The 3,960-nt window shown below is 52.9% G+C and carries 4 protein-coding genes; all 4 read left to right on the top strand.

What is annotated here, in order from left to right:
* Window positions 1–134: 134 nt before the first annotated feature.
* A complete protein-coding gene (locus tag JX325_RS13300) occupies window positions 135–2,459 on the top strand; it encodes a hypothetical protein (RefSeq protein WP_374220624.1) in 2,325 nt (774 codons plus the stop codon).
* Between the two features lie 83 nt (window positions 2,460–2,542).
* Complete coding sequence (locus JX325_RS13295; protein ID WP_204791583.1) at window positions 2,543–3,022, top strand: hypothetical protein; 480 nt, start codon at window positions 2,543–2,545, stop codon at window positions 3,020–3,022.
* Window positions 3,023–3,027: 5 nt separating this feature from the next.
* Window positions 3,028–3,321, top strand: a complete 294-nt coding sequence (locus JX325_RS13290; protein ID WP_204791585.1) for a hypothetical protein — start codon at window positions 3,028–3,030, stop codon at window positions 3,319–3,321.
* Between the two features lie 112 nt (window positions 3,322–3,433).
* Window positions 3,434–3,960 (top strand): N-6 DNA methylase (locus JX325_RS13285; protein ID WP_243414086.1); only part of this gene is annotated, 527 nt, incomplete at its 3' end.

Here is a 3,960-nt window from a genome sequence, read left to right as displayed (position 1 = left end):
GCCGGGTCTATGCAGACCACATTGAGATCAAGATATTTACGGGAAAGAGCTCCCTGCGCCGGAAGCTGTCGAAAAGCAATAACCTGCCTATCTCGACGATCAGCTCAGGTTTACCGTTGAAAGGAGAAAGTAAAGTGGTAAACGATAAAGTGGTCCAAAGCGAGAAAGGGCTTAGAAGACAGATCAGGCAAAATCTCAATAAGGAGATCCATCCCAATACTAAGCCCAGCATCGACTTTATCTATAAGATCCTGGAGGACAGCTATAACAGCGGCCTCGTCTATGATGTGACGGATATGCGCAACGCTGTTCTGGCCTTCGCGGCCAACAGCAGCAACAAATCCGAGTATTGCATCAAACTGGTCAACCGGATGAAGTTCAAGTCCGACGATCAGTCTCCCTCGGCGAAGGACGACAAGGCCAAGCTGGTGTTCTACGACGTGGAGGTCTTCCCCAACCTGTTCCTGGTGAACTGGAAGTTCGAGGGCCCGGGGGCGTCGGTGGTGCGGATGATCAATCCCACCTCCAAGGAGATTGAGGAACTGATGAAGTTCAACCTGGTCGGCTTCAACTGCCGCCGGTATGACAATCACATCCTCTACGCCCGTCTGATGGGATACACCAACGAGCAGCTCTATAACCTGTCCCAGCGCATCATCAGCAGCGAGAAAAAGGCCCGGAGCAACAACTGCTTCTTTGGTGAGGCGTATAACGTCTCGTATACGGACGTCTATGATTTCTGCTCCAAAAAGCAGTCTCTGAAGAAGTGGGAAATCGAGTTGGGCATCCACCATCAGGAGCTGGGCCTTCCCTGGGATCAGCCGGTGCCGGAGAACATGTGGATGAAGGTCGCCGAATACTGCGACAACGACGTTATTGCCACTGAAGCTGTATTCAACGCCCGGAAGGCGGACTTCGTTGCTCGAGAGATTCTGGCGGACGTGGCCGGCATGACGGTCAATGACACCACCAACACCCTGACCGCCCGGATTATCTTTGGCGGGAACCGTAAGCCGCAGGATGTGTTTAACTATCGGGATATGGGCGACGTGAGCCAGATATTTGATCCTGACGGAGATCTGCCTTTTACCATGGGCTCCCAGGAGTTCGATCGGTATACGGCCTTCGACAAAAAGAAGCGGCCTATCTTCCCTGGGTACAAGTTTGAGAACGGCAAGTCCATCTATCGCGGCGAGGAGGTTGGCGAAGGCGGCTATGTCTATGCCGAGCCCGGAATGTACGGGAACATCGCCCTGCTGGACATCGCCTCCATGCACCCCAGTTCCATCATCGCGGAGGAGCTCTTCGGCCCCGAGTTCACCAAGCGGTTCGAGGAGATCAAGGAAGCCCGTGTCGCCATCAAGCACAAGGACTTTGACCGGGCCCGCAAGATGCTGAACGGCGCTTTGGCAAAGTATCTGACCGATGAGAACGCCGCTGCTGATCTGGCTCAGGCTCTGAAGATTGCCATCAACTCGGTTTACGGCCTTACCTCTGCCAACTTCGAGAACCCCTTCCGAGACAACCGGAACCGGGACAACATCGTCGCCAAACGCGGAGCCCTGTTCATGGTCAACCTCAAGCACGAGGTCCAGAAACGGGGCTTTACTGTTGCCCACATCAAGACGGACTCCATCAAGATCCCCGATGCTACGCCGGAGATCATTCAGTTTGTCACCGACTACGGCAAGCTCTACGGTTATATTTTCGAGCATGAAGACACTTATGACCGTATGTGTCTGGTGAACAATGCCGTCTACATCGCCAAGTATAAGACCCCTCATATTGACAAAAAAACTGGGAAAGAAATCTGGTGGACGGCCACCGGGACGCAGTTCCAGGTTCCCTATGTGTTCAAGAAGCTCTTCAGTCATGAGGAGATCACCTTCGAGGACATGTGCGAGACCAAGTCGGTAAAGGATGCTCTATATTTGGATATGAACGAGAAGCTGCCGGATGTGTCCGAGTATGAGAAAGAGCATACGACTCTATGGAAGGATATTTGCGATATGACGCTCCCTCATGATGCAGAAATGGAGCGTAAATGTGCAAGAGCCGAGGAGTTGTCTGATCTCATTGCTCAGGGTCACAACTACGTCTTTATCGGAAAGGTCGGTCAGTTCTGTCCTATGATGGACGGCTTCGGCGGCGGTGTCCTGCTTCGCCAAACGGATAACAAGAAGACCGGCGAAAAGGGCTATGCCGCTGTGACTGGCACGAAGGGCTACCGCTGGATGGAATCCGAGATGGTCAGACAACTGGACAAGCAAGACGGTATCGACCGGAGCTATTATGACGCCATGGTGGACGCGGCTATTCAGGACATTTCCGGTTATGGTGACTTCGAGTGGTTCGTCTCCGAAGACCCTTACGTCAAGGTCGAGGACGATACCCCGCCGTGGGAAAGTCCCGGCGAGCCTTGGCAGTCCGACGACAACATCGCCTTTGATGTGCGCTAAAACTACACACTCTGTTGTGGAAGGAGAGGATGCCTGTAACAGGGCGTCTTCTCTTTTATATTTTTGAAAAGGAGACTTTATCAATGGCTTATCAGAATGTTGACAACATCGTGATCGAAAATGCCCGCCTTCTCTTCCGGAACTTCGCCGGTAACGAGAGCAAGTACAACCGCGCCGGACAGCGCAACTTCTGCGTCTTCATCGACGATCCCGACGAGGCTCAGAAGCTGATCAATGACGGTTGGAATGTTCGCATCCTGGCTCCCCGCGAGGATGACGAGACGGCTCGCTACTATCTCCAGGTGGCTGTCGGTTTCCAGAACATCCCGCCCGTAATCCATATGATGACCCGGCGGAACCGGCGCGGGACTGAGCTGGATGAGGAGTCCGTCGGCACCCTTGACTATGCGGAGATCCGCAACGTGGATTTAACGATCCGTCCCTACTCCTGGGAGGTCAACGGCAAAACCGGCGTCAAAGCCTACCTCAAGTCCATGTGGGTCACTATTGAGGAAGACGAGTTCGCGGCCAAGTATGCCGCTGNGGAGGGCCCGGAGGAGTAATCCGGTTGGCGTTTTCTATGACGGTCCATTCATGCCTGGGGCGCTGGTTCGTTGATAGCCAGCGCTCCGCCGTGTTTGAAAGGGGTATGTACCATGAAACCGTTTTGGAGCAAACCGAACAAGAAGCGCAAGTCAAGTGTACGGACGAAGCCCAAACCGAAAGCGCTGCCTACTCCAAAGCCAAGACCCGAACCATGGAAACCGCCGAATCCCCCGAAATTACCGCCAAGACCCGCACCAACGTATACGCTGCCGCCACCGCCAAAAGTCATGAAGCCGGAGCCCATTCAGAAACCTGAGCCTCAGAAGGTAGTCAGAAAGCCTCGAACGGCTCAAAAAGAGTTTCTGAAAACTTTCCACTGCCTTGCTGTCCGATGGAGAGATTGGGATATTTGGACTGACTTTGTGACTATGGCGGCGTGCAGCATTTCTAACGCGGTGGATAAATCCCATTTCGACGAGCGGGAGAAAACCTATCTGCGGATCATCAACAAGTACGAGAAAGAGGAGCAGCAACTTTTCCCTCAACTCCTCGCCTACACCGTTCTGGCTCTTGAGGAAAACCCAGAGCAAGATTTTCTCGGTGATATTTACACCGAACTTGGACTCAACAGCAAAGAGCACAAACAGATATTTACGCCCTACCATGTCTGTCACATGATGGCGGAGATCACATTTGGCGACCTTGTAGCACAAGTAGAAAAGAAGGGATTTGTTGAAATCAATGACTGCTGCTGTGGAGCTGGAGCAACGTTGATTGCCGCCGCGAATGTGGCGAAGTACAAACTGGAAAAGGCCGGTCTCAACTTCCAGAATCATATTTTGATCAGCGGTCAGGACATTGACTATCTCGTGACCATGATGTGCTACATCCAGCTTTCTCTCCTCGGTGTGGCTGGATATTTCAAAGTCGGCAATTCCCTTACGGAGCCTATGAC

It is taken from the genome of Oscillibacter sp. CU971, assembly GCF_905219725.1.
Lineage (GTDB): Bacteria > Bacillota > Clostridia > Oscillospirales > Oscillospiraceae > Oscillibacter.
The sequence above is the reverse complement of the archived record's forward strand: the minus strand, read 5'-3'. Positions and strand labels throughout refer to the sequence as shown.